The organism is Sphingobacterium tenebrionis (assembly GCF_037126265.1).
GTDB lineage: Bacteria > Bacteroidota > Bacteroidia > Sphingobacteriales > Sphingobacteriaceae > Sphingobacterium > Sphingobacterium tenebrionis.
Genome location: NZ_JAYLLN010000002.1, coordinates 38,927 through 64,781, shown reverse-complemented (window position 1 = coordinate 64,781; position 25,855 = coordinate 38,927). Strand labels below are relative to the sequence as shown.

Below are 25,855 nucleotides of genomic sequence, written 5' to 3'. Positions count from 1 at the left end.
GGGTTAGAAGCCGACATTAATACCAAAAGTGATGGTCTTAGGCTGCGGAGGGGTATAGAAATCAGTTCCCAATTGATAATTACCAGCGAAGGTGGTATTGATCTCTGGATCATAACCATCGTATTTGGTAAAGGTCAATAAGTTGGTTGCCGAAACATATAGTCTTGTTCTTTGCATTCCGTACCTGGTCGAGAAGTCTTTTGGAAGATTATAGCTTAACACCACATTTTTCATGCGGAAATAAGAGCCGTCCTGGATATATCTGGAAGAAGGATTTGTTCCGTTTTCTTCGTAGAACCTTGGTTGAGGAATATCGGTATCGGTATTTGTAGGCGTCCAATAATTCATCTGACTGCTGTATTGGTTATCAAAGAAATCACCATTGGTAGCTTGGAATCCACCGGCAGCATTGTAGACCTTATTACCGGAAACAAATTGCGTTTGGATATCCAACTCTAGGCCTTTATAGGCAAATTTATTCCCAAGACCACCATAGAATTTAGCGTGCGGATTACCCAAATGCTGATTTTCAGCTTCGGAGAAATCATTGGTCGTTTCGGTACGGCTGGCATCCTTATAGTATAAAGCATCTCCATTGGCTGGATCGACACCGGCATAAGCCACCCCATAGAACACACCAAATGGTTGACCTTCTTCCACACGGCCTAAATAACGCCCTCCTGGATAAATCGGCTGGCCATCGTTCAACTTCAATACTTTGTTTTTATTGAAGGAAATATTAAAGGAAGTAGACCATTGGAAATCACCTACTAAGTTTTTACTGTTTAAAGTAATCTCATAACCCTTGTTTTCCATATCGCCAATGTTGCGGAAAACACTGCTGTAACCATTAACAGATTCAATTGGCACATTTAAAAGTAGGTCTGTAGTTTTTTTATGGTAGTATTCCAAGGTTCCGGAGATCCTATCCTGGAAAAGGCCAAAATCAAATCCAAAATTGCTTGCAGCGGTTGTTTCCCAGGTCAGATCTTCATCACCGATCTGAAAAGGGATAGTTCCTGGAATACCGGCATAGTTTGCACCTCCATAAAGTGATCTCCAACGATAATTCCCAATTTCTGCATTTCCGGTCTTACCATAACTTGCTCTCAATTTCAAGAAGTTTAAGGTTCCATTATCTTTCAGGAAATCTTCTTCCGAAATGGTCCATCCCAAACCGACTGCCGGGAAGACACCGTATTGTTCATTTGCCCCAAACCGTGAAGATCCATCCATCCGAACGGAAGCATCGATCATGTAGCGATCCATGAGTTTATAATTCGCTCTTGCCAAATAGGACAGAAAGGAAAAATCTGAAGCGGACGCACTAGCATTCGATTTAATGGCCGCACTGACAACCTTCTTGAATTTATCGGATGGCATGCCATTACCCTCGGCTGAGGTATATCTAAACTGTCCCTGTTGGTAAGACATACCTCCCATTAAGGAGAAGTTATGTATATCGTTGAATGTCTTGGAATAGGTCAGGGTATTGTTCGTGTTGAAATTGATGGATCTAGCCTGGTAGCTGTAGGCATATCCCCCTACATCTCCCCCATCTTGGGTTCTGGTCCCTAAAAACAATTCTTCTTCCAGGTTCTGGAAATCCATACCGTATTCACTGCGGAATACCAAATCAGGTGTAATCCTTGCACTGGCATAAGCCGTTCCGAAAGTACGGTAGGTATTGGACAAGTTATTTCCATTTTCCAGGTTGATCAAGTTATTGTAATACACCGTATAACGATTCAATTGACCATCGGCATCACGGATCGGTTGGATTGGTGGCAGGGCATTTAATTGTAATGGATTGGCAAAAGCATTATCACTGTTGACCCGGTAGTTATCAATTTTATTGATATTGATGGAACCACCGATTTCCAGCCAATTATTTGCACTGTGGTCTAGGCCTATCCTACCAGACGTTCTAAAAAATCTATTGCCCACCACAATACCTTTATTATCATTGTAGCTTCCTGAGGCTATGAAACGGGTTTTACTATCCCCACCAGAAACTGTGGCTGAGATTTGTTGGATGTTTCCGCGTTGAAGACCTTCATTCACCCAATTGGAGTTGAAGTTCTCATCCCAATCCGTAGTTCCGGTCCAATCTTCCCAGAACTCGCTCATATTTGCATAACCATCCACCGGATCAATATATCCCGCATTGGTTACTGCTTCAGTCAATAATTGGCGGTATTGATCGGCATTTAGGAAGTCACCCTTTTTGGTCGGGTCGCTGTAGCCGGCAAAATAACCAAGGTCTATATTCGTGCGACCTGCTTTCCCTTTTTTGGTTGTGATCAACACGACACCATTGGATGCTCTAGCGCCATAGATAGCGGCAGAAGCGGCATCTTTTAACACCTCCATGGATTCGATATCATCTGGGCTGATAGCAGCCAAGGGATTGTCTGGCTCATCATAGGTTCCCATATCGGTCGTAATGATCGGCACCCCATCAATAACGAATAAGGGTTGGTTTCCTGCCGAAATTGAAGAGGTACCACGGACCCTGATCTGTAAGGCCTGGCCTAATTTACCACTACTGCTATTGATGAATACACCCGAGGCACGGCCTTGAAGCGCACTTTCAACCGTTTGAAGTGGTACACTTTCCAAGTCGGACATTTTCACGGAGGCGACAGATCCGGTCATGTCCTTTTTTACTTGTGTACCGTATCCTACAACAACAACTTCTTCCAAATCGGCGGCAGAAGGTGTGAGCGAAATGTTGATATTGGATTGTCCGGTTAATTTAACTAGCTGAGAAGCATATCCTAAATAGGAAAAATGCAATGCGGTAGCAGCTTGGTTGATTTCGATTTGGTATTCCCCATTTCCATCTGTCTGCGCAGCATAGTTGGTTCCTACCCCTTTGATGGTTACTCCTGCAATGGGCTTATTGCTCACGGCATCTGTAACTTTTCCCGAGATGCTCCGATTCTGTGCAAATACCTGAATACTCGCCAGAAGAGCCATCGTGAAAAACAGTAGCTTTCTTTTCATAATTTGTTTGTTTGTTATTGATTAGTTTGCAGCCTAATAATTGGGGTTATTAGGCGACTTGTTAGGTGTAAGTTAGGAAATTATGAGTTAATTATTATTATAATACAATAAATATTTTCATATTTATTTAATATGGTTGGGGAGTGGGATTTTAGGGGGGGGTCCGCGTCATTGCGAGGAGGCACGACGAAGCAACCACAGCGTCATTGCGAGGAGGCACGACGAAGCAACCTTCCCTCATGTCATTCTGAGTGTACCATGTCATGCTGAGCGTAGTCGAAGCATCTGTTCGTATGCAACCGTACAGATCCTTCGACGATGCTCAGGATGACAAAGTCCAAAGATTGCTTCGTTCCTCGCAATGACGTAGAGTTCCCCGCAATGACGTAGAGTTCCTCGCAACGACGCGATTATACACCCGCAATGACACGATGCGGAGAAATCCTTAAAAACTATGGAGTAGTATTAGCGACCGGCAAGACCTTGCCATTAAAATATTTATTACCGTTCTGCGCAAACTCCGCAACATATCTTCCCATCTCAAAGGCTAATGTACCTGCTTCAACACCCGGAAACGCAGCCTCAAACATCTCTGTCTGCGACGATCCTAAGGCAAGACAATTAACCTGGATATTCCTATCCTTAAATTCCTCCGCTAAACACTCCGTCAAAATCGACAAAGCGCCTTTACTGGAAGAATACGCAGAAAGACCGGGGAATTTGGAAGACCCCTGAAAACCACCCATACTGGAAATATTCACGATATGCCCACCATTCGTCATCAGAGGCACGATATGCCTGATCATATTCACATGTCCGATCAGATTGGACTGCAGCATCTGTGCAAAATCCTCCGCAGTAGATTCCAAAAATGGCTTATTGATCAATGCTCCGGCATTGTTGATCAGGATATCCACCGTACCGAATTTTGATTGGATAAATGGCACTAAAGAATCCGGATAATTATCATATACAATATCAAATTGGGCAGGATACAATTTCCCACCATCATGATTCAACGAGCTTGCAATTTCATGTAATTTTCGAAGTTTATCTGCTGATCTTGCCAACGCAATAACCTGATGATCCTTATTTGCAGTTAAATCCAGCACAGCTTCAAAACCAATCCCGCTGCTTGCTCCTGTGATAACAATATTTGCCATTATTCTTCTTCTTTATCGATTTCTGCCTCTACTTCTTTAGCCGATGGTAAGCGATCTGCCCCTAAGCGTTGAGGTCTAAAAATATAATAGATCCCACTTAATGCAACGATCAAGGAGATGATATAAAATGTCATGGAAATGATTAAAGAGAAATGCTTATCAAGCATTAAATAGTTAGCTAGGTATACCATTGCTGAATCCCGAACCCCTGCAGCTCCTCCGATGGATGGTATAATAGCCGTCAGAGAGGTCACCATAAATATGAATATGTAGGGCGAAAACTTATCGTCAAATCCGATGGAGTATAAGATACAGATGGCGGCTATGGCCTGAAAACCCTGAACAAATAATGCCTTGAGATGCGTGATCACAAAGTTTGCTAGAAATTCCTTGAAGAATAAACGGAGCACATAGAGGTAACTTAACGTTCCGATGAGCAATACCGCAATAGTAACCGAATTAGGAATAGCAAAACGCGGCATAAAAATAATTAGTGCTCCTGAGACAATCCCTAATGCCCAAAGACCACTCAATCGATCAAAAAACACAGCCCCCAATACTTTCTTCCTCGATATATTAAAATTCTTCTTGATAAAAAAGATCTTATAGCCATCGCCTCCAATTCCACCAGGCAAAAAGAAATTATATAATAGGCCTAATAAATACAAACGGAAATTATAACGCTCTGGTAGATTCAACCCAATCGCCTTAAAGAAAGAATTTAACCGGGATGACGCAATAACGATGGAAATAAAATAGAAAATTAGCGCCAAGAGCAGGTACAAAGGATTACTGGAAAGCAACGCTTCCTTTACCTCCTGGATATCTTTTGGATCCAATTTGCTGAACAACCAGTAAAAAGCACCCACAGTAATGAGTACTTTCAGCAAATTTTTACTAATGGCCCAAATCTTTGTTTTATCCATTTTAAAATATTTTTTTAAAGCATCGGATAGATGCGGGAATAGAGCATGATCAAATAAAAAAGCAGAAAAGCTCCGCTCAAACTAAAAAGCCAGTTGATATCTGTTTTCCTATATTTTTCTCTTAACATAATGAACATCAGCAACAAGAAGATGACAAATAATGTTATAGGTGCAAATATAGCCCATTTATGGGGAAAAAAGAGGGAGACCTTATCGAGTAAATTAGCATCTTTGCTGAAGCTGAAAGCGATTCCAAAGAGGAGAACAATTAAGATAAATCTTAGAATAGCCTTGGCAACAATTTTGCTTATGGTATGATTTTTGGATGTTTTGTTCATCAAAATTTCAAACGTTATTTTGCTACGAATATACATTTAATATACTATTTTAAACTTTGTAATATGCACAAACGTATTTTTTCATTTTTAACCCTGTTAACCTGTGTGTTAATCTTGGGTAGTTGTGGAGCCCAGAAAAAGGGTGGTACAGGCGCCGGCACTGAAGTATCAGGACAAGGACCTACAGCATCGCAATGGCGTTCAGGAGTAAAAGGAAAATGGGTTTTAAATTCCGTTACTCGGGAGAACATTCCAAGTTCTTATACCATTAAGAACATTTTTGATGAGGCACCAGTAGATTGTTTCATTGGATCGATCTGGGATTTGCCAGGAGGAAACCAACGCGGAACCATCACGTTCAATGCGGAAGGTAATCTTTGTGCCAATGGTGCGGTTCGTACCATCGTTTGGTCTATCTTCAACCCAGGCAAAACAGGTGGACAACCATCTTTCCAATTCAAGAAATTGTATGCTGGAGATAAGGCTGCCAACGTAACAAGTGGATACCGTTTGGATCTATCCTACGCTGATGAAAACGGTTTGGAAATGCGTATGCCGATTCCATTGGACAATGGACAAGGTACCTTATTATTTAAATTTAGTCGCGTGGCGAACTAAGTTTTCCTAAAATATTTGAAAAAGCCGCGGAGAAATCTGTGGCTTTATTTTTTATATATCAATCGTTTGCTGTTTATTTGCAATATATTTGTCGGATATTAACAGTAGAATGAGTCAAGAGAATCAAAAAGTAGCGCTGATTACCGGTATTACTGGTCAGGATGGTGCTTATTTAGCTGAGTTTTTACTAAAAAAAGGTTATATCGTTCATGGGTTGAAAAGAAGAAGTTCTTCTTTCAATACCGATCGGATTGACCATCTATACCAGGACCCGCATCAATTGGGTCGTAATTTCGTGCTTCATTATGGCGATCTAACCGATTCTACCAACCTGATCCGCATTATTCAAGAAACCAGACCACACGAGATCTATAACCTGGCCGCACAATCGCATGTTAAGGTTAGTTTCGACACCCCAGAATATACAGCTAACGCTGATGGCTTGGGGACCCTTCGGATTTTAGAGGCGGTTCGTTTATTAGGACTGGTTGAACATTGCCGGATCTATCAAGCATCTACTTCTGAGCTATATGGCTTGGTGCAACAAGTGCCGCAGAGTGAGACAACGCCATTCTATCCGCGTAGCCCTTATGCGGTAGCCAAACTATATGGCTACTGGATTACGGTCAACTATCGCGAGGCTTATAACATGTATGCTTGTAATGGTATATTATTCAACCATGAAAGCCCTGTACGTGGGGAAACCTTTGTGACCCGAAAAATCACAAGAGCAGCTGCGAAGATCGTTTTAGGCTTACAGGATAAATTATTCCTTGGAAACCTTTCTGCGCAACGCGATTGGGGACATGCGAAAGATTATGTGGAAGCTATGTGGCTTATCCTTCAGCAGGAAATTGCCGAAGACTTTGTCATTGCTACTGGTATCACTACCACGGTAAGGGAATTTGTGCGGATGGCCTTTGCAGAGCTAGGTGTAGAAGTGGAATTTTCTGGAAAAGCAGAAGCGGAAAAAGGTGTTATCATCGATCGCAACGACGAGAAATTGAAAGCATTGGGCCTAGACCCAGAAAAAATAAAATTAGGTCAGACCGTTGTCAAGGTAGATGCTCGATATTACCGACCAACGGAAGTAGATTTATTGATCGGCGATCCTACAAAAGCCAATCAAAAATTAGGATGGAAACCCAAATACAGCTTGGAAATGCTGGTAAATGAGATGGTCCTATCTGATCTTAAGCTCATGCAAAAGGAGGAATACCTTAAAGCAGGCGGCTTTGATACCCTAAATTATTTTGAGTAACAGCATTTGGAACAATATTTGCTTTCAAACTTTATTATTTATTAGGAATCATTTTTGCATTTATGTTTGTCCTGTAAAGGATCCACATAAATATCAGCGTTAATTAATATGAAAACTGAGGAACATAAAGTAAACAGCCAGAATTCGGTTGATGATCCCGTTGGAAAGAGAGATAATTCAAAGGTTTACTTTTTTATTATTGCTATTGCAGCTTTGCTAGCTACAAACATATATTTTTACGTAAAGTTTAAATCCTCAGGAGAAAAGCTTTATACAGTAACCCTTCAAAAAGAGAATCTACAAACGGAGATAGACCGCATCGAAGCGGAATTGGACAACCTGAAGGCTCAAGATTTTGAGAGCAGTGAGGCTTTGATCAATGCAGAGAAAACTGCCCGCATTAAAATTGAGGAATTACGTACGGCATTGGAAAAAGGCGAAGTAACGGATGTTCAGGTGGAACGCGCGAAACAGGATGTTGCACGATTGAAGGATCAGGTATCCAAAATGAAGGATGAAGTTACTGGGCTCAAGATAAAAAATGAATTATTAGCAGAATCCAACCTGCAATTGAAGGAGGAATCTGAAATTAATAAAACAAGGGCAAATACGCTTAGCACCGAAAAGAGACAGCTAACGGACAAGATCTCCAAAGCTTCTAACCTAAAGGTTTCCAACATTCATATTGCGGGAGTGGAAATGAAGAAAAGTGGTGATGTGGAATTGGAGACGAAAGCAAAACGTATCGATAAGATGCATATCAACTTTACCATTGCGGATAATCCATTGGCCGAAACAGGCAAAAAAGATATCTATGTACGTATCATCAATCCAAAAGGAAATTTGATTGCTGATTCTGAAGATCTTTTCTATGTACATGGTGAGAAATTGCAATATACTTTCAAACAAGCGATCAATTTTTCAAATAATGGCCAAGAATATCAAATGGCTTGGTCTGATCAGGACCATAAATTTGAAAAAGGCGCTTATACCATTTTGCTGTATGCAGACAACTCCATCATGGGGCGCTCTTCCATTGTATTCAAATAATTAAATAGGATATATAAAAAAAGGGGAACATGTTAGCATGTTCCCCTTTTTTTATAGGCTGATCCCTTATAAGGCCTTTATCCAATTGGCGATATCTTTCATCAGCTCCGGATCTAAACTGATAGGGATCTCTGGATATTCTCCGATTCCACCGGTTTTAGCGGGTTGCATCAAATGGTTCAGGTTGGGGTACAACTTTATTTCATTCTTCGGTTGCTTTGCCAGATTATCGGTTAAACTTTCCAAGTTCTCGGTGGAGTTGACTTGAACATCTTTTCCTCCATATGCTGCAAAAACAGGAACTTTAATCTTACGGATAAATGTAGTAGGATCTATCTTTAAGAAATACCTGTACCATGGTGTAATGAGCACGGCAATCTGATCAGCAAAATCAGCTTCTTGGCTACCTGGGATAACTTTCATGTTAGTCATAATAGCTTCAAAAGCCTTCTCTGTGGATAGATTACTTTTAGAAATCTCATAATTCCGTTTGATCATCGCCAATTGTTTGGTATCGATCGTTGTACCACTATTTTTGGCCAAGGCTTCGTTCTGGAGGATCATCAAGGAATCGATACGAATAGCTGGACCAGCTAAGGAAACAATATAATCCAAACCGGCAATTCGTTGTCCTGCCAATAAAAAGGCAATGAGTCCGCCTTCACTATGACCGATAATACCCACTTTTTTAGGGTCTACATTCGATTGTGTCCTTAAGTATTTGATGGCCGCCAAGGCATCTTTGCCTAAATCTGCGGAGGTAGCAGTCTTAAAATCCCCCTCCGATTTGCCAACCCCTCGTTCATCGTATCGCAATACCACTATCCCCTGCTTGGTCAAATAATCTGCCAACACCTTAAAAGGCTCATGCCCATACATGGCCGAATTCCTATCAAGAGGTCCTGAACCATTGACCAAAACTACCGCTGGATACCTTCCTTCCCCTTTCGGTTTGGTGATGGTGCCAGCAAATTTGATCTTCTCGGCAGTATTGGAAAAATGGACATCCAAGGTGTCGTAACTATAAGGTGGGTTTACTTTTTGCGATCGCACCTTAGGAAAATCCGTAACAATTGTTGCGGGATCTTTTTTAAGCATCCGCATAGGTGCTTTCAAACCACCCTGTTGGATAATGCCATCAATAGCCTGTTTGTCGGGACTTAGCCTACCGGAATACTTGAGGCCGATCATTTTCATTTCAATAAAAATAGAATCTGCACTCGCTTTGATGCTCGATAAAGGTGCCTTTTGTTTCGACTGTTTCGGACTTTGCATGGTACCCTTCCATTCGCCATCATATTTCAGTTCAAAAACCAAGGGGAGTTCCATGCCCTGAATTTCCAAACTTCCCTCCCAAGTGCCTTCGAACGATTGTCCAAAACTTAAGCTGCATCCGAACAGCGTAAATAGTATAAATAAATATTTCTTCATTTTTAATTGATATAAGGTCGTGTGATCCATAATAACGCATCCAATAAAAGAGTCATCAGTATAATGATGATTCCATGATATCCCTTTTTGCTATTCATGGCAATTTTCATACCCTGAACCAGCAAAAAGAAAAAGAACAATATAAAAACCAAGGCCAGTATCGCAGCAAACGATAACCATACCAATTGATTTAACATCCCTTCATCGGGTTTGATAGTTCCATTTACCATCGAAGGAATAATTGCTTGCGTTGTTTCTTTTAACATGGGATTGAAAAGAGCAAGCGCTATACATACTAGATTGGCCTGCGCAATTAACACCACGGTTAATACGTCGATAAACCTTGATTTGGCATATATTAGCCGTGCAAGGAAAAACATCAGCAGGCTGAGGGAAGCTGTATTGATCAAATTATTGATGAGAACTTTCCAAAACTCCTTATATGTTGCCATGTGCATCTGAATGATTCCATCGGAAATAAATTCCCATTGATAGCCTAGAAAGCATAATATTAAAAAGGAGCAACTGCCAAGAATCAGCAAAAAATTGCTGGTATTGTTTTCAAATGGGTAAAATATTTTTGATATCAAATTGGTTTTCATTTTCCTTAATCTTTAAGTAATTTAATTTTGTCAATGAGTTCATCCAGTTTGTTCCGAACAGTAGGATAGCTCTTCCCCATTTTATTGGCCATTTCTTTAAGGCTTCCAGAGTCGAGCAAGAACTGCATGATAAAATCCTGTTCATCAGGTTCCAGTTTGAGGAACAGGGGCAATCCAAATTTTCCAGCTACTTCGGTATGGCAGGATTCGCAATGAAGCTTTACAACGGTCATTTCATGGTTACATGCGGGGCAATGCAGTGGAAATTTCATATTTTCACATTTAATTTTAATAAAATTAAAAATTGATTTAATAAAATTCAAATTTAATTGAATATTATTTTGTTTTTAAAACATTAAACAATGCATAATATTCAATTATGTATATTTGCTCAATTTTAATTTGATTATGAGAAAAGTATTAGGATATATCCTAACCCCTATATTTTATTTGTCATTTGCACTTTCATTATTGATATTCCATCCTATTCAATGGTTATGTTTAAAATTGGGTGGTTATAGTGCTCATAAAAAAAGTGTTGATATCCTTAATGGTCTATTGGTAGCCTGTAATTATACCTTATTCAATAGAACAGAATTTATCGACAATAAAAACCTGCCTACAGGTAGACCTATCATTTTTATTGCGAATCACCAAAGTACCTACGATATTCCACCTTTGATTTTCTTTTTGAGAAGGTTTCATGGCAAATTCATCAGCAAATTGGAACTGATGACGGCCAATATCCCCAGCATCTCTTTTAACCTAAAACATGGAGGAGCCGCAAACATCGACCGTAAGGATCCCAAACAATCTATTGCGGAGATATTAAAGCTTGCTAATAACATGAAACAACATAACTGGTCGGCATTTATATTTCCGGAGGGTACCAGGACGAAAACGGGTAAAATGAAAGCTTTCTCGGTGGGAGGAATAGCCACCTTGTTAAAGAAAAACCCAGATGCCTTGGTAGTACCTATTGCGATCAATGGATCCTATAAAATGGTGCAGTGGGGTTCATTTCCATTACGCCCGTTCACCCATATGACTTGGGAAGTACTCGATCCTATCCCTACGGAAGGATTAAGCTTGGAAGAAGTGGTGAAAAAGGCAGAAGAGGCAATCCGGGCAAAAGTAAAAGAAGAAAATTAGGAGTTTCCTAATCGTTCAAGTCTATTTGACCGTTCTGCCTTTCCAATCGTATTTTCCGATATTCCCCATGATTCCGATGTAAATCAGGTATAAAGGATGTATAACGGTAAGCAAAGGTAGGTTGACCAGTAACTCCTTCCGCCTCATAAAAGCTAAAACGGGGTAAAGAAAAGCCAGTTCGCACAAAAATTTAAAGATGAGGGAAACAAGCACCAATGTTTGGGCATCCTTATCCAAGACCAACACGGAGAGCAAACTACCCAAGAAAACAAGATTAAAGATCCAAATACATACGCCTAAAACCACTACTTTTTTATCCTTATATTTTGTACTCTTGGATGCCCAACGGCGCCTCTGGTTCAAGAATGCTTTGAGATTTTCCTTTGCATCCGTATAGACTACGGCCTCCCTTGATTTACAGAAACCAATCCATGCCGAATGGTTCTCAGCAACCTTATGAAGCAATAGTTCATCATCGCCTGAAGCCAGGTCATCAATACCTTTAAACCCTCCCATTTCAAAGAATAAGGATTTTCTATACGCCAAGTTAGCCCCATTACAAGTAGTTGGATTCTCATTTCCAATTCCCGATGCCCCTAAGCCTATTAGGTACAGAAACTCCAATGTTTGTAATTTTTCGAAATAGGATTTTTCTTCATGATAAGATACGGGGGAGGAAACCATCTGTTTTTGGTTCAATACCATGTAGGAGATGATGGTCCTGACCCATTTAGGGCCCATTTGACAGTCGGCATCTGTGGTAATGATGATATCACCTTCAGAAGCAATGATCGCCTTATTGATGGCAAATTTCTTGTAGGAATTCAATTTGCTGCCCTCATTTAGGGTGATCAGTTTGACACCTCGTGTAGCATAGGATTGTACGATTAGTCCGGTTTTATCGGTAGAATGATCATCAATGACAATAACTTCCAATAATTCTTTTGGATAATCTTGGGCAATGATGGCATCCAAGGTCTTTCCTATATTCTGCTCCTCATTTCGCGCGGCAATAATAATGGAGACCTTTTCGTTCGGGAAATGCTCTTCGCTTTGAAAATATGGAATCCGCATCCAACCATTTCGCATGTATAGGACAAGGACCACATAAACGATGGTCATGATGAACAAATAGAAACTAAGACTTAGAATCACCGATATAATTCACGTTTAATACAAAAAAAGAACCAATAATAGCCGGAAAGATCAAATTGACGAACCAGACAAAGGACACAATAGCCATGACTGCAATTTCTTGGGTCGTAATATAGGCATATAAATTACTAGCCACAAAACTGCGCACACTAAAGTCGAAAATATCCAAGGTAGGCAAGGCCGATTGAATGAAGAACATAATAAAAATCATCAATACCATGGATACCACTGGTAGTTCAGGTAGGATGATCAACATCAGGATAATATATTGGGAAGTAAAGATGGCAAACCTGCAGGTGGAAAGCCATAACACATAGGCCAATTCTTTCGTGGAATAATCCTCCAATACGGCGAAAAAGGGCTTGATTTTCTTTAGAAATTTGATTTTTCCAACCAGGTAATCGATCCAGGAGACATTGAAATAAAGGACGACGAATGCCAGGGCATAGATGATGGCCAATATCCAGATTCCAAAGTCGACCGAAGTTGGGGTGTCTATGAATTTAGTGACGAACCAAGCAATACTCAGGGCACCAAATACCGACGTAAGCACCAATTGACCGAACAAGCCTACCCCCATAGAGACAGCTGCTTTTGCTCGATGTTCGGGTTTTAGGACCATGATTCTACCGCCATACTCCCCTATTCTATTGGGTGTAAAAATAGCCCAGGTCAATCCGCAAAAGACGGACTTTGTAGCCTTCCATAAGGATAATTCTTCAATTTTACGGGCGAGGAATTTCCATTTAACGACTTCCAAAAACCAGTTCAGGAACATCAACAAGAAAACTACAGCAATAATGAACCACATGGTGGTATGATCAATATTCTGGATCAGTTTCTTGAAGGCAATAAGGTTGTTTTGGTTACTGACTTTAGAAAAGACGAACCACATGGCTAAAGCCACGATGCCGACTTTAATGAGAATATTGAGATATTTTTTTTGAATCTTTGTCAACTCCGTTATGAAAGCACAATTTTAACAATTTTTTAATTAATAACGGTTTTTAATGTGCAATGATTGACAAAATCGTAATATTGTAGCATGCAAAAGGAAAAAGCGAAGGAAAGGATTATTTTAGGTATCGACCCTGGAACGGTAGTTCTGGGTTATGGTATTGTAAAAGAAGTGAACAAAAAGATTTCCCTGATCACCCTCGGCGTGATCAAGATGGGGCATCTGGATGATCATGCCCTAAAGCTTCAGCGGATTTTCAAAAAGACTTCTGCATTGATTGAACAGTATCAACCCGACTGCGTTGCCTTAGAGGCTCCATTTTATGGAAAGAATATCCAAGTGATGCTGAAGCTTGGTCGGGCACAGGGCGTGGCGATGGCTGCGGCACTGCAATCGGATATCCCCATCTTTGAATATTCCCCTCGGAAGATTAAACAGTCGGTTACAGGGAATGGAAATGCCAGTAAGGAGCAAGTGGCTGCCATGCTGCAGAATTTATTGGGGTTCAAAGAAACTCCTGAATTTTTGGATGCCACTGACGGCCTTGCCGTAGCGGTATGCCATTCATTCCAACAAAACGATACCCAAACCGGTAAATCCTATTCAGGTTGGGAGGCCTTTGTCAAGGACAATCAGAAAAGGGTAAAGTAAAATTTAAGCGCTGAGCCAGTTTGCTATAGTTGGACTTGGCGGATCACGTTTTTCACATTCATTTCGATGATGTCGGTCATGGATTCGCAATGGAAATAATTTTCATTATCATAGTATTTGGCATATTGGACCTTTAACCGTTCGATATTCTCAGGCGTAGAAAGTTGTTGGGTTTTGGATGCATCCCGCAAATCTTTGATTCGATGTCTTTCACTACGGACCCGATGTACAATGGAGGATCGCTCTTCTTGTTGGTATTGGAGTACTGTTTTATCATTGAGATGTTCCATAGACAGCTTTACATAGGGAAAGTTCTCTTTGAAGAACTGTGGCATATATACCTTGATATTACCTTCGTAAAACTGCTGATCAAAGTCAATGGCCCGAATCCGGAATTGGAAATCATCAAAATCAGGGGTAATCTGCATCACAAAGTTATAGGCTCGCATATCGCCTAACATGGAAATCACGCATCGTTCATTAAATTTCACAAATTCCTTGGCAATCCTGGTCTGGTTATAATCTGGCGAAAACATCCGACCTTTACTAAAGGTATCACCTGGTATCCCGACGATATGCTCCTCCACTAGGGTATCCCGATCATACAGGTAATTCACTTGATTGGGGGAAAGGATCTCCTCCAATTCCAATCCATATATTCTGGAAGCATCGGCTTGTTTGATATAGAAGTAATCATACACATCGTTCAAACGGTTGACGATCTTGATCCGAAAAGGATGGGTATTGCCAAAGGCGCAGAATTCGATCTTTTCGATTACTTTATGCTGTACGATACGGGTATTTCCCGAAGCTTTCAATTGGGCATAAACAATCTTCAATTGATCGTACAGTTGGTCTTGAACATGTGGCGGGTAAAGCGGGATTTCCCAAAGGGTATCATCCCCATTTTTATCGATAGAAGGAATCGTTTCATGAAAATTCAATAGATCGCGATAGGCCAGTGGTAATTTCCCGTCCCTTTGGTAAGCTTTTAGGTATTTTAATAAGCCGGGGCCCACTGGAAAAATCGGCTTCTTCCTCGAAATCTTTACATCATCCTCTTTCATATCCATTATATTATCCGCTTTTCGAATGTACAAAATATTAAGTAATTATAACTCCAATAGTCAAATGCAAATATGTTAATTAAATTACCAAAATATTATTAATCGATTATTAAAATACCAATAAATGTTGTTATTTTTGAAAAAATATAAAATACTCAGGTTTTTGAGGTTGGAATTTAAATGGAAGAAGCTTCTCGGGCGAGAAGCTTCAACGCTAACCAATTATAAACCTATGTTATTTTGAGGGAAGGAACATGATATTTTCAATGAATTACCATGTTTGTTGAATCAAATTTAATATTTAATCGAAAAAAATTGAAAATTATTTGATTTTTTTCGATATTTTTAAAAATAAACTATTTTAATAACAAATAAATACCATTTTTATGGAGAAAAACTATTCAAATTACGATTTAGACAACCTGGATGTTCAAATTTTATCCATTTTAATGGAAGATGCTTCGATTCCATACACTGAAATTGCAAAAAAACTGATAGTTTCCGGAGGAACCATCCATGTTAGGATGAAAAAAATGGAAGAATTAGGCATAATTAGTGGATCGAACCTAATTATCAACCCTCAAAAGGTCGGATTTGACATCACCGCCTTCTTAGGTATCTATTTAGAGAAGGGTTCGCAGTATGCAGATGCTGTGGAACAGCTAAAACAGGTTAAAGAAGTTGTGGAATTGCACTATTGTACGGGTCAGTACAGTGCATTCGCTAAAATAGTTTGCCGCGACACCTCTCATTTGAGAAAAGTTTTGAACGAGGATATCCAAGGCCTAAAGGGAATCCAACGTACAGAGACGATCATCTCTCTTGAAGAAAGCATCAAAAGACAGATCACTTTATAATAGAAGCGTATTCCAAAGGAGACGCTACATGTGAAAAAGAAAAGCGGGATTTGAATTATATCCCGCTTTTTATATTTTCTAACAGGGCGATATAAAATCGGATCCCTTCATCAATTTCTTTCAGATAAATAAATTCATCGGCCGAATGCGATCTTGCTGAATCTCCTGGTCCAACTTTTACAGAAGGAATCGGCAGTAATGCCTGATCGCTCATAGTCGGGCTACCATAGGTCTTTTTCCCTAAAGCTAATCCAGCTTTTACTATAGGATGGTCCATGGGGATAGAAGATGGGTTTAACCGAGTAGAACGCGCCTGAACTACACTCCTTATGTTCTCTTTAATGATCTGAAGTACTTCCTCATTATTATAAACATCGGTGGTGCGCACATCCACCACAAACTTACAACTTGCCGGAACTACATTATGTTGTGAACCTGCTTCGATCATGGTGACACTCATTTTAACCGGCCCTAAGGATGCAGACTCCTTAGGGAATTCATACGTCTGAAACCAATGTATATCTTCCAAAGCTTTATAAATGGCATTTACTCCCTCGTTCCTTGCAGCATGGCCAGCTTCGCCTATTGCTTCACAGTCGAGTACCATCAATCCTTTTTCGGCAATAGCCAAATCCAAAAGGGTTGGTTCGCCTACAACAGCAAAATCACATGGTTTTAGGTGTTCATAGGCCTCTTCTACCCCGCCCTTACCAGAAACCTCCTCTTCGGCCGAAGCCAAGAGACAGAGGTTGAAAGGCAAGTCCTGCAGCTCGTTGAAATAGCGGAATGCGGCAATCAAAGAAACTAAACATCCTCCGGCATCATTGCTTCCTAATCCAAAAAGTTTACCATCCTCTATCTGCGGGAGAAACGGATCCTTGGTATAGGCAGGATTTGGTTTTACGGTATCATGGTGCGAATTGAGTAAAACGGTCGGCTTGGAGTCCTCAAAATACTTATTGTACGCAATCACATTATTCCCTACGCGTTCAGAAGGAATCTCCGCATTGATTAAAAATTGGGTTATGATTTCTGCGGTTTCGGCTTCCTCCCTGCTATAGGAGGTTGTCCGGATCAATTGCTGTAAGAGATCAGTACTTTCTGCAATCAGTAAATCTACATCAGTCATTATATAATCCTCCTGCTTTTTTAGCTGATAATTTAATGCCTTTGATAAAGGCTGAGCTGAAGCCGTTATGCTCCATTTCATTCAGCCCGGCAATGGTACAACCTTTTGGTGAAGTAACTTTATCGATTTCGCTTTCAGGATGGCTTCCCATTTGAAGTAAGAGATCAGCAGCTCCCTTGGCAGTCTGAATAGCCATTTTAAGGGCATCATGCGCATGGAAACCAATCTCTACCCCTCCTTGGCTGGCCGCTCGGATACCTCTCAGAAAAAAGGCAATCCCACAGGCACACAAGGCTGTGGCCGAGGTCATCAGATCTTCGTTGATTACCACGACAGACCCTACGGATTCAAACATTTTCGAAACCTCATCGATCTTTTCTTGGTCTGCTTGATCTGTGGAGATACAGGTCATGGATTGTCCGATGGCAATAGCCGTATTGGGCATGGCCCGAATGACGACCTTATCTTGTCCTAATACCTCTTTGATATCTGCACAGGAAACACCTGATGCAACCGAAATTATGGTCTGATCGGCTCTTAGTGTAGGCGCGATCTCATCCATCACTTTTCGGATCTGCTGAGGAAGAATAGCCAATACAATATAGTCAGCATCAGAAATAGCTTCGGGGTTATGGTCACTTACGTTAAATCCATCTTTCTTTTCCTCTTCCAAAGAGGAAAGGTTGCGGCGTGTAATCGTAATGGATGGGGCATCGCAATAAGCTGCCTTTACCAAGCCTCTAGCTAAGGATAATCCTATGTTTCCTCCGCCAATAATCGTAATTCTATTCATATGTTTAGGTTCGTTTATATGGGGGAAAATAGTTCCCCGCTGTTAAGCAATCAAACAGGTTCCGAATTTACGCTGTTGAAAAAGATGCAGGTTATTGGCATGGCCAATATAGACGTTCGTAACTCCTTTGGATATGGCATCAAAAGCATTGAATAGCTTTGGGATCATGCCATCATGAATTACTTTTCCTTCCTTTAAGGTTTCAAACTCCGAGGATTTAATGGTTTCAATCACGGAATTATCATCATTTACATCTTTTAGAACTCCATTTTTATCAAAACAATAGATCAGTGATACTTCATATAGCTTAGACAGTGCAACCGCCAGTGAAGAAGCAATGGTATCCGCATTGGTATTCAGGAGCTGCCCATGTCCATTATGGGTAATGGCAGAGAATACCGGGATAAATTCTGCTTCCAATAGCTTTTTTATGGCAAGAGCATTGATGGAATCGGCAAGGATATCACCCACAAAACCATAATCGATTTCTCTTACCGGTCTTTTTACAGCTTTGATCATGTTTGCATCTGCCCCGCATAAGCCGACAGCATCACAGTTATATTTCTGAAGTTCAGCAACGATATTCTTGTTCGTCAACCCGGCATAGACCATGGTAACCACATCCAACATCGCTGCATCCGTTATTCTTCTTCCTTCTACCATTTTGGCCTCGATTCCCATATCGCTTGCAATACGGGTCGCAATTTTACCACCGCCATGAACCAGGATCTTGCGACCTGGCAGCGCTGAAAATTTCTCCAAAAAGGCAGATAATTGATTGGCATCATCGATCACATTCCCACCAATCTTAATAATATTTAATACCGACATGAATTCTTAGCTTTTCAAGTCCTCCAACATTCTTTTCAATACCACTTGAGCAGCCCACACCCTATTGCTTGCTTCTTTGATCACCAATGAATTTGGTCCATCCAATATCTCGGAGGATAATTCCAAATCCCGACGGACCGGCAAACAGTGCATAACCTTCGCATCATTGGTCAATTTCAATTTTTCATTATCCATCATCCAATTTTCGTTCACTGGATAGACAGCACCGTATTCTTTAAAGGAAGACCAGTTTTTTACATAAACAAAATCGGCATCTTTCAAGGCTTCCTGGAGGTCAGTTGTAATATGCGCTCCTTGGGTAAAATCCTCATGCAGTTCATATCCGGCTGGTTGTGCTACGGTAAAATCCAATAGCCCTTCCGCCTGTGCCTTGCTCATCCATTCGGCAAATGAATTTGGAACAGCCTGAGGAAGCGCCTTTACATGCGGAGCCCAAGCCAGGACAACCTTAGGTTTTTCCTTTTTCTTGTACTCTGTAATCGTAATAAGATCCGTTAAGCTCTGTAGTGGATGCCTGGTAGCACTTTCTAAGGAAACTACGGGAACCCCACAATAGTTGATGAATTTATTGAATAGATCTTCTGAATAATCTGCCTCTTTATCTTTCAAGGTCGGAAAAGAACGAAGGCCGAGTATATCGCAATATTCGCCCATAACAGCCGCAGCTTCACGTATATGTTCAACGGTCGTACCATCCATCACCACACCATCGCGTGTCTCCAATGCCCATCCATCTTTGTCCATATTCATGACCATGACATTCATGCCTAGGTTCATGGCCGCTTTCTGCGTACTTAAACGTGTTCTTAGGCTCGGATTCAAGAACACCAAACCTAACATTTTATGTTTTCCTAATTCTTCTTGGGCATTCGGATTCGCCTTTATAGCTAATGCTTCTGCAACAATATCCTTTAGGTTATCGACATCCGCAACGGAAAAAAACTTCTTCATCTTGTTGATTTATGCTTTTAATCTTTCGTCAAATGCAGTTAAAAACCGATCTGCCATTTCTTTGTTCATATTCAATGCCGGTAGCAGTCGGATAACATTTGGTTTGGCTTCACCCGTAAAGATTTTATTTTTCAATAATAGATCCTTTTTCACTTGGGCCAATTCCTCTGGCAATTCAATACCGATCATCAATCCTCTCCCACGTACTTCCAAAACCTTATCGAATTTCTTCAGTTCTTCGATCAGGTAATTTCCGACAGCTTCTGCGTTTGCCAGCAGATTATCTTGTTTGATGACTTCTAAAACTGCAACCGCTGCAGCACAGGCCAAGTGGTTACCCCCGAAGGTAGTGCCTAAAAGTCCAAATGAGGCCTTAAATTTAGGAGAGATAATTATTCCTCCTATTGGGAAACCGTTGCCCATTCCTTTCGCCATGGAATAGATATCAGCTTCCACCCCTGCATAATCATGGGAAAAGAAAAGTCCGGTTCTTCCATAACCACATTGCACCGAATCTGCAATGAATACAGATCCATATTGATCACAAAGCGAACGAATTAGTTTTAAGAAAGGAATGGAGGCCTCTCTGATTCCACCCACTCCTTGGATACCTTCAATAATCACTGCCGCGATTTCATTGCCATATGAAGCAAATGCTTCTGCTAATGCTTCCTCATCATTGAATGGCAAGAAAACAACATTGTCCGTTTGATTGACCGGGGCAACAATACTTGGGTTATCGGTAGCAGCCACCGCCAAGGAAGTTCTCCCGTGGAAGGATTTACTGAATGCAATGACTTTCTTTCTTCCCGTATGGAAAGAGGCCAATTTCAATGCATTCTCATTAGCTTCAGCACCTGAATTACACAAGAATAGACTAAAGTCATTCTTTCCGGAAACTTCCCCTAATAGGGTTGACAATCGTCGTTGGATTGGAATCAATACCGAATTCGAATAGAAAGCGATATTATTTAATTGATTGGTAATTGATTCTACATAGTGCGGATGCGTATGTCCGATAGATATTACGGCATGTCCACCATACAAGTCAAGGTATTCCGTACCCTGTTCGTCCCAAACGATTGATCCTTTAGCTCTTACGATATTAATGGGAGTTACAGGATAAACATTAAAAAGTTCCATGGATTGTGTAATAAAATAATAAAGTTTAGAATGTCAAATGTACAAATAAAATAAAAACGATTTGGGTTAAAATAGCATAAAAAAAGAGGTATCAAAACTGATACCTCTCTTTCTTCTATAAACCGAAAATATTATTCGTCAACTTTTTTACCACCGTCTAATTCGGCTTTAAGTTTTTCTAATTCTTCGAATTTACCATCTGCAGCTAATTGTGCTTGTTCAGCCCAAGTAGTAGGATCTGCAGTGTTAAAGTTAGATCCTGCTTCAGTTAAAATTTCTTTTACTTTTTCAGCATCAGTTTTAGCTAATTCAGCGTAAGTGCTGATTCCAGCTGCAGTTAATACTTCAGCAATTTTAGGACCGATACCTTCAACGATTGTTAAATCATCAGTTGCTGGAGTTGCTGCTGCTTTAGTTTCAGTAGCTTCAGTAGCTTTTTTCTTAGTAGCTCCACGACGGCGAGTAGCTTTTTTCTCAGTCTTAGCAGTTTTACCATAAACTTCGTTATAGTCTACTAATTCGATGAATGCCATCTCCGCGTTATCACCTAAACGGTTTTCCAATTTGATGATACGAGTGTAACCACCTGGACGAGATGCTACTTTCTCTGAAATCTCGCGGAACAAGATAGTAACAGCATCTTTGTCTTTTAAGTAAGCGAATACCGTACGACGTGAGTGAGTCGTGTCGTTTTTAGATTTTGTAATCAAAGGCTCCACATAAGTACGTAATGCTTTTGCTTTCGCTAAAGTAGTCGTAATACGTTTGTGTTTGATCAATGACGTCGCCATGTTAGCTAACATCGCCTTACGGTGACTGTCAGTGCGGCCTAAGTGATTTACTTTTTTTCCGTGTCTCATTTTGTTAATTGTTTTTGTGCGTACCGTTCTTATTTCCTGAGTTGAACCAACCCACCTCTAAGAGGAATTACGCAACAGGTCGCTTATTATTATTGTTAATTATTATTCTTCGTCTAACTTGTACTTAGCCAAGTTCATACCGAATGATAAACCTTTCGATTTTACCAATTCTTGGATTTCACTCAAAGATTTCTTACCGAAGTTACGGAACTTCAACATATCAGCTACGTCGTATGTTACCAACTCAGCCAATGTGCGAATATCTGCAGCTTTCAAACAGTTCAATGCACGTACAGAAAGATCTAGATCTACCAATTCAGTTTTCAAGATCTTACGCATGTGAAGGATCTCTTCATCAACTACCTTAGTTTCTTCTTTAGTTTGAGACTCTAACAACATGTTTTCGTCAGAGAACAACATAAAGTGTTGAATAAGGATTTTAGCCGCTTCTTTCAAAGCTTCTTCTGGATGAATGGAACCATCTGTAGAAATGTCCAACAACAATTTCTCGTAGTCAGTCTTTTGTTCTACACGGTAATTCTCAATGGTGTATTTAACATTCTTGATCGGAGTATAGATAGAATCAATTGCGATTACGCCTACTGGACCATCTGTTACCTTGTTCTCCTCTGCATTTACATATCCACGTCCTTTAGCTACTGAAAGTTCAACCTCAACAGTAACAGAGCTATCCATGTTACAGATAACTAAATCAGGATTAAGAACTGTAAAATTGTTGGAGAATTTCGTAATATCACCAGCAGTAAATTGATCTTGACCATTGATAACTACAAAGATCTTTTCGTTATCGCCTTGTTCACCTGATTTCTTGAAACGAACTTGTTTCAAGTTTAAGATGATTTCCGTAACGTCTTCTACAACACCTTTGATGGTAGAGAATTCGTGCGACACGCCTGAGAATCTTATCGACGTAATTGCATATCCTTCTAGTGAGGACAATAAAATACGGCGCAAAGCATTACCAATAGTTACTCCAAATCCTGGCTCTAATGGACGAAATTCGAAGGTACCATCAAAATCAGTAGATTTCTGCATGATAACTTTATCCGGTCTTTGAAATGCTAAAATTGCCATTTATGTTCTTTTAAGTTTATTTACTATACATGAGAAAATAACAACATGCATCTCCTTATGAAATGCATGTTGTTATCAATTATTATTTAGAGTACAACTCTACAATTAAGTTTTCTTTAATGTTCTCAGGAATGTCTGCTCTTTCAGGGTAGCTTAAGAAAGTACCTTTAAGCTCATTTGCATTCCACTCTAACCAACCAAATTTGTTGATTTTTCTTCCAGCTACGGAATTAACGATAGCCTCAAGAGATTGAGAACGCTCGCGAACGGCAACTACGTCACCTGGGCGAACACTATATGATGGAATGTTAACAACTTCGCCGTTAACTGTAATGTGTTTGTGCGATACTAATTGACGCGCAGCTGAACGTGTAGGAGCAATTCCTAAACGGTAAACGATATTATCTAAACGTGCTTCTAATAATTTCAAGAAGTTCTCACCAGTAATACCTTGTTTAGCTGCCGCTTTTACGAATAAGTTAGAGAACTGACGCTCTAAAACTCCGTAAGTATATTTTGCTTTTTGCTTTTCTAACAACTGAATTGCGTATTCAGATTGTTTACCTCTTCTTTTTGATGGTCCATGTTGACCTGGAGGATAATTCTTTTTCTCTAAGGCCTTATCTGGGCCGAAAATTGGCTCTCTAAATTTACGAGCTATTTTGGACTTAGGTCCTGTATATCTTGCCATTTCTTGTGCTGTTTGAAGTATCTATCAGCCTATAGCTGACGAATCTTATCTTAAACAAATATTGTTATTAAACTCTTCTGCGTTTTGGAGGACGACAACCGTTGTGAGGAAGTGGAGTAATATCCTTGATTGTTGTAACGTCGATACCAACTGTTTGCAGTGAACGGATAGCTGACTCACGGCCTGCACCCGGTCCTTTTACGAAAACTTCAACTTTACGTAATCCTAAGTCGTAAGCAACTTTCCCGCAATCACTTGCAGCTTGACCAGCAGCGTATGGAGTATTCTTTTTTGAACCTTTGAATCCCATTTTACCAGCTGATGACCATGAAATTGTTTGACCTTGATTATTAGTCAAAGTTACGATGATGTTGTTAAAAGTAGCGTTGATATGAGCTTGTCCTACAGGCTCGATAACTACGATACGTTTTTTAGTAACTTTTTTACTTTTAGCCATTTCTTACTTATTATTTAGTAGCTTTTTTCTTGTTTGCAACTGTCTTACGTTTACCTTTTCTCGTACGAGAGTTATTCTTAGTACGTTGTCCACGAACTGGAAGGTGCTTACGGTGACGTAGTCCACGGTAACATCCAATATCCATCAAACGTTTAATGTTCAATTGTACTTCTGAACGTAAAGCACCTTCTACTTTGATCTCATCATTGATGATAGTACGAATAGCTGCTAATTGATCATCATTCCACTCTTGAACTTTCACGTCTTCACTGATGCCTGCTTTCTCTAGGATATAAGCAGCAGTGTTGCGACCAATACCAAAAATATAGGTAAGGCCAATAACACCTCTTTTGTTTTTAGGTAAATCTATACCTGCGATCCTTGCCATATAATATTTTAAGCGATTATGTTAAAATTAACCCTGACGTTGTTTGAACTTAGGGTTCTTTTTATTGATTACGAAAACTTTTCCTTTACGACGGATAATCTTACAATCCGCGCTACGTTTTTTAATTGATGCTCTAACTTTCATCTTGAGTATTATTTTTAAAAGCTATTCCAAGAAAAAATTCTTATTTATAGCGGTATGTAATTCTTCCTTTTGTTAAATCATAAGGAGACATTTCAAGCTTTACTTTATCTCCAGGTAAAATCTTAATATAATGCATACGCATTTTACCAGAAATGTGGGCAATGATCTCATGCCCATTCTCTAATTCTACGCGAAACATTGCATTAGAAAGTGCTTCTTTTATGATGCCGTCTTGTTCTATTGAGGCTTGTTTAGCCATATATACCGTTTTATTTTATGTATTAACCCGCAAACAGGAGTGCAAAGATAAATAAAAATAATTGAAAACCAATTACTTTTTCTCTAAAACTTTCTCTATTGCTTCAAAATTCAACAACACATCTGGAGCGCCTTTTCGGATAGCAACCATCTGTTCAAAGTGAGCAGAAAGCTTACCATCCACTGTGCTTACCGTCCAGCCATCATCCCAAAATTTAACGCCGGCCTTTCCCGCATTGATCATCGGTTCGATACAGATCACCAAACCTTCTTCCAATTTTGGTCCAGAACCACGTTTTCCGTAATTCGGAACTTCTGGTTTTTCATGTAAGTGAAAACCTACTCCATGCCCTACCAATTCACGGACGATTCCGTAATGATAAGGTTGAACGTATTCTTGAACTGCAGATGAAATATCACCTACTCTTTTTCCAGCAACTGCTTGCTCAATACCGGCATATAAAGAAGCCTTGGTAACTTCAAGCAATTGTTTCGCCTCATCAGATACTTCTCCGACTGCAAAAGTATAAGCAGAATCACTAATGAAACCATTCAGGTTAACACCGCCATCTACGGAAACAATATCCCCTTCTTGAAGTGCATAGTCACTTGGAAATCCATGAACGATCTGATCGTTTACCGAGATACATAGTGAATATGGAAACCCATGGTAATTTAGGAATGCTGGTGTACCCTTATGATCACTGATAAAATCAAACGCGAACTTATCAAGTGAAAGCGTGGTTACCCCAGGCTCAATGATTCCAGCAATTTCAGCAAGCAATTGCGAGAGTACATTTGCTGACTCCCGCACCTGCTCAATCTCTTCTGCTGTTTTATAATATACTTTAGACAT

The 25,855-nt window shown here is 40.1% G+C and carries 28 protein-coding genes; 6 read left to right on the top strand and 22 right to left on the bottom strand.

All coding sequences use genetic code 11. The features are described from left to right. Positions 1–3: 3 nt before the first annotated feature. From VJ786_RS01545 to VJ786_RS01535, 3 genes are all read right to left on the bottom strand, one after another. Positions 4–3,009, bottom strand: coding sequence for a SusC/RagA family TonB-linked outer membrane protein (locus tag VJ786_RS01545; protein WP_134776296.1), 3,006 nt, complete (start codon positions 3,007–3,009; stop codon positions 4–6). A 452-nt stretch (positions 3,010–3,461) separates the two neighbouring features. Then, complete coding sequence (locus tag VJ786_RS01540) at positions 3,462–4,172, bottom strand: SDR family NAD(P)-dependent oxidoreductase (protein WP_134776297.1); 711 nt, start codon at positions 4,170–4,172, stop codon at positions 3,462–3,464. Next, on the bottom strand, positions 4,172–5,098 hold the full coding sequence (locus VJ786_RS01535) for a lysylphosphatidylglycerol synthase transmembrane domain-containing protein (protein ID WP_134776298.1): 927 nt from the start codon (positions 5,096–5,098) through the stop codon (positions 4,172–4,174). Before VJ786_RS01535 ends, VJ786_RS01540 begins: the two co-directional genes overlap by 1 nt. Before the next feature lie 401 nt (positions 5,099–5,499). On the opposite strand from VJ786_RS01535, the gene VJ786_RS01530 reads away from it, so the two are divergent. The 3 genes from VJ786_RS01530 to VJ786_RS01520 all read left to right on the top strand — a co-directional run bounded on the left by VJ786_RS01530 (position 5,500) and on the right by VJ786_RS01520 (position 8,365). Then, on the top strand, positions 5,500–6,054 hold the full coding sequence (locus VJ786_RS01530; RefSeq protein WP_099365442.1) for a hypothetical protein: 555 nt from the start codon (positions 5,500–5,502) through the stop codon (positions 6,052–6,054). A gap of 109 nt (positions 6,055–6,163) precedes the next feature. Next, positions 6,164–7,315 (top strand): GDP-mannose 4,6-dehydratase, encoded by a 1,152-nt coding sequence (gene gmd, locus VJ786_RS01525; RefSeq protein WP_134776300.1) that lies wholly within the window; start codon positions 6,164–6,166, stop codon positions 7,313–7,315. A 108-nt stretch (positions 7,316–7,423) separates the two neighbouring features. Then, a complete protein-coding gene (locus VJ786_RS01520; protein WP_099365444.1) occupies positions 7,424–8,365 on the top strand; it encodes a DUF8428 domain-containing protein in 942 nt (313 codons plus the stop codon). Positions 8,366–8,431: 66 nt separating this feature from the next. On the opposite strand, the gene VJ786_RS01515 is transcribed toward VJ786_RS01520, so the two are convergent. From VJ786_RS01515 to VJ786_RS01505, 3 genes are all read right to left on the bottom strand, one after another. Next, the gene (locus VJ786_RS01515) at positions 8,432–9,796 is read right to left on the bottom strand and encodes an alpha/beta hydrolase family protein (RefSeq protein ID WP_167554213.1); all 1,365 of its coding nucleotides are present in this window, start codon (positions 9,794–9,796) and stop codon (positions 8,432–8,434) included. 2 nt (positions 9,797–9,798) lie between these two features. Next, positions 9,799–10,248, bottom strand: a complete 450-nt coding sequence (locus VJ786_RS01510; protein ID WP_134776302.1) for a hypothetical protein — start codon at positions 10,246–10,248, stop codon at positions 9,799–9,801. 155 nt (positions 10,249–10,403) lie between these two features. Beyond that, positions 10,404–10,670 carry a DUF2089 family protein gene (locus tag VJ786_RS01505; RefSeq protein WP_134776303.1) on the bottom strand — a complete coding sequence of 89 codons (267 nt, stop codon included), beginning with the start codon at positions 10,668–10,670 and terminating at the stop codon, positions 10,404–10,406. Between the two features lie 136 nt (positions 10,671–10,806). On the opposite strand from VJ786_RS01505, the gene VJ786_RS01500 reads away from it, so the two are divergent. Then, complete coding sequence (locus VJ786_RS01500) at positions 10,807–11,550, top strand: lysophospholipid acyltransferase family protein (RefSeq protein WP_134776304.1); 744 nt, start codon at positions 10,807–10,809, stop codon at positions 11,548–11,550. A 21-nt stretch (positions 11,551–11,571) separates the two neighbouring features. On the opposite strand, the gene VJ786_RS01495 is transcribed toward VJ786_RS01500, so the two are convergent. After that, positions 11,572–12,705, bottom strand: a complete 1,134-nt coding sequence (locus tag VJ786_RS01495; protein ID WP_245153268.1) for a glycosyltransferase family 2 protein — start codon at positions 12,703–12,705, stop codon at positions 11,572–11,574. Beyond that, complete coding sequence (locus tag VJ786_RS01490) at positions 12,689–13,663, bottom strand: lysylphosphatidylglycerol synthase domain-containing protein (protein WP_099365450.1); 975 nt, start codon at positions 13,661–13,663, stop codon at positions 12,689–12,691. Before VJ786_RS01490 ends, VJ786_RS01495 begins: the two co-directional genes overlap by 17 nt. Before the next feature lie 87 nt (positions 13,664–13,750). Between VJ786_RS01490 and ruvC the strand changes: the two genes are divergently transcribed. Next, positions 13,751–14,314, top strand: a complete 564-nt coding sequence (gene ruvC / locus VJ786_RS01485; protein ID WP_099365451.1) for a crossover junction endodeoxyribonuclease RuvC — start codon at positions 13,751–13,753, stop codon at positions 14,312–14,314. A 23-nt stretch (positions 14,315–14,337) separates the two neighbouring features. On the opposite strand, the gene VJ786_RS01480 is transcribed toward ruvC, so the two are convergent. Further along, positions 14,338–15,387, bottom strand: coding sequence for a hypothetical protein (locus VJ786_RS01480; RefSeq protein ID WP_245153270.1), 1,050 nt, complete (start codon positions 15,385–15,387; stop codon positions 14,338–14,340). A 380-nt stretch (positions 15,388–15,767) separates the two neighbouring features. Here VJ786_RS01480 and VJ786_RS01475 point away from each other — a divergent pair, with 380 nt between their 5' ends. Then, a complete protein-coding gene (locus VJ786_RS01475) occupies positions 15,768–16,238 on the top strand; it encodes an Lrp/AsnC ligand binding domain-containing protein (RefSeq protein ID WP_099365452.1) in 471 nt (156 codons plus the stop codon). A 55-nt stretch (positions 16,239–16,293) separates the two neighbouring features. Here VJ786_RS01475 and VJ786_RS01470 read toward each other — a convergent pair whose 3' ends face one another. From VJ786_RS01470 to map, 13 genes are all read right to left on the bottom strand, one after another. After that, entirely contained in the window at positions 16,294–17,367 is a 1,074-nt protein-coding gene (locus VJ786_RS01470) for a M20 family metallo-hydrolase (RefSeq protein WP_336557103.1), read from the bottom strand. After that, complete coding sequence (gene proC, locus VJ786_RS01465; RefSeq protein ID WP_134776307.1) at positions 17,360–18,160, bottom strand: pyrroline-5-carboxylate reductase; 801 nt, start codon at positions 18,158–18,160, stop codon at positions 17,360–17,362. The genes VJ786_RS01470 and proC overlap by 8 nt, the downstream gene beginning before the upstream one ends. A 42-nt stretch (positions 18,161–18,202) precedes the next feature. Beyond that, positions 18,203–18,991 carry an acetylglutamate kinase gene (gene argB, locus VJ786_RS01460; protein ID WP_134776308.1) on the bottom strand — a complete coding sequence of 263 codons (789 nt, stop codon included), beginning with the start codon at positions 18,989–18,991 and terminating at the stop codon, positions 18,203–18,205. A gap of 6 nt (positions 18,992–18,997) precedes the next feature. Next, complete coding sequence (locus VJ786_RS01455) at positions 18,998–19,963, bottom strand: Rossmann-fold NAD(P)-binding domain-containing protein (protein ID WP_134776309.1); 966 nt, start codon at positions 19,961–19,963, stop codon at positions 18,998–19,000. 9 nt (positions 19,964–19,972) lie between these two features. Beyond that, positions 19,973–21,106 (bottom strand): aspartate aminotransferase family protein, encoded by a 1,134-nt coding sequence (locus VJ786_RS01450; RefSeq protein WP_134776310.1) that lies wholly within the window; start codon positions 21,104–21,106, stop codon positions 19,973–19,975. A 131-nt stretch (positions 21,107–21,237) separates the two neighbouring features. Next, on the bottom strand, positions 21,238–21,966 hold the full coding sequence (gene rplQ / locus VJ786_RS01445) for a 50S ribosomal protein L17 (RefSeq protein ID WP_099365458.1): 729 nt from the start codon (positions 21,964–21,966) through the stop codon (positions 21,238–21,240). A 102-nt stretch (positions 21,967–22,068) separates the two neighbouring features. Continuing rightward, positions 22,069–23,061, bottom strand: coding sequence for a DNA-directed RNA polymerase subunit alpha (locus VJ786_RS01440; RefSeq protein WP_099365459.1), 993 nt, complete (start codon positions 23,059–23,061; stop codon positions 22,069–22,071). 82 nt (positions 23,062–23,143) lie between these two features. Beyond that, entirely contained in the window at positions 23,144–23,752 is a 609-nt protein-coding gene (rpsD, locus tag VJ786_RS01435) for a 30S ribosomal protein S4 (RefSeq protein ID WP_099365460.1), read from the bottom strand. A gap of 67 nt (positions 23,753–23,819) precedes the next feature. Continuing rightward, positions 23,820–24,209, bottom strand: coding sequence for a 30S ribosomal protein S11 (gene rpsK / locus VJ786_RS01430; protein WP_099365461.1), 390 nt, complete (start codon positions 24,207–24,209; stop codon positions 23,820–23,822). 10 nt (positions 24,210–24,219) lie between these two features. Then, complete coding sequence (gene rpsM, locus VJ786_RS01425) at positions 24,220–24,597, bottom strand: 30S ribosomal protein S13 (RefSeq protein ID WP_099365462.1); 378 nt, start codon at positions 24,595–24,597, stop codon at positions 24,220–24,222. Positions 24,598–24,624: 27 nt separating this feature from the next. Further along, positions 24,625–24,741, bottom strand: coding sequence for a type B 50S ribosomal protein L36 (ykgO, locus tag VJ786_RS01420; protein WP_013665024.1), 117 nt, complete (start codon positions 24,739–24,741; stop codon positions 24,625–24,627). A 40-nt stretch (positions 24,742–24,781) separates the two neighbouring features. Beyond that, positions 24,782–25,000: a translation initiation factor IF-1 gene (gene infA / locus VJ786_RS01415; protein WP_021071231.1), complete on the bottom strand. Its 219-nt coding sequence runs from the start codon at positions 24,998–25,000 to the stop codon at positions 24,782–24,784. Positions 25,001–25,072: 72 nt separating this feature from the next. Continuing rightward, a complete protein-coding gene (map, locus tag VJ786_RS01410; RefSeq protein WP_134776311.1) occupies positions 25,073–25,855 on the bottom strand; it encodes a type I methionyl aminopeptidase in 783 nt (260 codons plus the stop codon).

Bases quoted from the DNA above. Each gene is read 5' to 3' on its own strand.
- rpsD (WP_099365460.1), bottom strand. From the start codon at position 23,752: ATGGCAAGATATACAGGACCTAAGTCCAAAATAGCTCGTAAATTTAGA.
- ruvC (WP_099365451.1), top strand. From the start codon at position 13,751: ATGCAAAAGGAAAAAGCGAAGGAAAGGATTATTTTAGGTATCGACCCT.
- VJ786_RS01505 (WP_134776303.1), bottom strand. From the start codon at position 10,670: ATGAAATTTCCACTGCATTGCCCCGCATGTAACCATGAAATGACCGTT.
- ykgO (WP_013665024.1), bottom strand. From the start codon at position 24,741: ATGAAAGTTAGAGCATCAATTAAAAAACGTAGCGCGGATTGTAAGATT.
- VJ786_RS01545 (WP_134776296.1), bottom strand. From the start codon at position 3,009: ATGAAAAGAAAGCTACTGTTTTTCACGATGGCTCTTCTGGCGAGTATT.
- VJ786_RS01440 (WP_099365459.1), bottom strand. From the start codon at position 23,061: ATGGCAATTTTAGCATTTCAAAGACCGGATAAAGTTATCATGCAGAAA.
- VJ786_RS01510 (WP_134776302.1), bottom strand. From the start codon at position 10,248: ATGGCAACATATAAGGAGTTTTGGAAAGTTCTCATCAATAATTTGATC.
- rpsK (WP_099365461.1), bottom strand. From the start codon at position 24,209: ATGGCTAAAAGTAAAAAAGTTACTAAAAAACGTATCGTAGTTATCGAG.
- VJ786_RS01540 (WP_134776297.1), bottom strand. From the start codon at position 4,172: ATGGCAAATATTGTTATCACAGGAGCAAGCAGCGGGATTGGTTTTGAA.
- VJ786_RS01520 (WP_099365444.1), top strand. From the start codon at position 7,424: ATGAAAACTGAGGAACATAAAGTAAACAGCCAGAATTCGGTTGATGAT.
- proC (WP_134776307.1), bottom strand. From the start codon at position 18,160: ATGAATAGAATTACGATTATTGGCGGAGGAAACATAGGATTATCCTTA.
- argB (WP_134776308.1), bottom strand. From the start codon at position 18,991: ATGTCGGTATTAAATATTATTAAGATTGGTGGGAATGTGATCGATGAT.
- infA (WP_021071231.1), bottom strand. From the start codon at position 25,000: ATGGCTAAACAAGCCTCAATAGAACAAGACGGCATCATAAAAGAAGCA.
- rplQ (WP_099365458.1), bottom strand. From the start codon at position 21,966: ATGAGACACGGAAAAAAAGTAAATCACTTAGGCCGCACTGACAGTCAC.
- VJ786_RS01480 (WP_245153270.1), bottom strand. From the start codon at position 15,387: ATGGATATGAAAGAGGATGATGTAAAGATTTCGAGGAAGAAGCCGATT.
- VJ786_RS01535 (WP_134776298.1), bottom strand. From the start codon at position 5,098: ATGGATAAAACAAAGATTTGGGCCATTAGTAAAAATTTGCTGAAAGTA.
- VJ786_RS01500 (WP_134776304.1), top strand. From the start codon at position 10,807: ATGAGAAAAGTATTAGGATATATCCTAACCCCTATATTTTATTTGTCA.
- VJ786_RS01475 (WP_099365452.1), top strand. From the start codon at position 15,768: ATGGAGAAAAACTATTCAAATTACGATTTAGACAACCTGGATGTTCAA.
- VJ786_RS01515 (WP_167554213.1), bottom strand. From the start codon at position 9,796: ATGAAGAAATATTTATTTATACTATTTACGCTGTTCGGATGCAGCTTA.
- VJ786_RS01530 (WP_099365442.1), top strand. From the start codon at position 5,500: ATGCACAAACGTATTTTTTCATTTTTAACCCTGTTAACCTGTGTGTTA.
- rpsM (WP_099365462.1), bottom strand. From the start codon at position 24,597: ATGGCAAGGATCGCAGGTATAGATTTACCTAAAAACAAAAGAGGTGTT.
- map (WP_134776311.1), bottom strand. From the start codon at position 25,855: ATGTCTAAAGTATATTATAAAACAGCAGAAGAGATTGAGCAGGTGCGG.
- gmd (WP_134776300.1), top strand. From the start codon at position 6,164: ATGAGTCAAGAGAATCAAAAAGTAGCGCTGATTACCGGTATTACTGGT.
- VJ786_RS01455 (WP_134776309.1), bottom strand. From the start codon at position 19,963: ATGAAGAAGTTTTTTTCCGTTGCGGATGTCGATAACCTAAAGGATATT.
- VJ786_RS01470 (WP_336557103.1), bottom strand. From the start codon at position 17,367: ATGACTGATGTAGATTTACTGATTGCAGAAAGTACTGATCTCTTACAG.
- VJ786_RS01450 (WP_134776310.1), bottom strand. From the start codon at position 21,106: ATGGAACTTTTTAATGTTTATCCTGTAACTCCCATTAATATCGTAAGA.